Below are 437 nucleotides of genomic sequence, written 5' to 3' on the forward strand. Positions count from 1 at the left end.
CCTGGCGGCCGGCGCCGTCGCGCGCTCACCCACTGGCCCGTGGGCACGGCCCTGGCCGGACTGGCCGGCTGGTTCCTGCCGGGGGCGCTCGGCCCGGACCACGAGCACACGCGGGCCATGGAGCGGATCGAGGCCATCGCGGACTGGGCCGAGATGCTCCGCGACGTCCTCGTCGCCCCGACGAGGCTGCAGCAGGTCGTCACCGCGACCGCGCCGATCGCACCGGCGGCGATCCGGCCCCGGATCGTCTGGCTGGCCGCCCGCGTCGGCCGGGGCGAGCCGCTCCCCGCCGCGCTCCGGCAACTCGCCGACGAGCTCGCCGATCCGACCGGCGACCTGGTGTGCGCCGCGCTGATCCTGGCCGCCGGGCGGCGGGCCGACCGGCTCGGCGTCCTGCTCGGCGCGGTGGCCGAGGCCGCCCGCGCACACGCCTCCGT

Annotated in this window: 1 pseudogene; it reads left to right on the forward strand. The window is 79.4% G+C overall.

What is annotated here, in order from left to right:
- Positions 1-39 precede the first annotated feature (39 nt).
- Positions 40-437: pseudogene (locus ACWJ6R_RS38060) on the forward strand (type II secretion system F family protein); the annotation flags it as partial.

The organism is Planomonospora algeriensis (assembly GCF_977012225.1).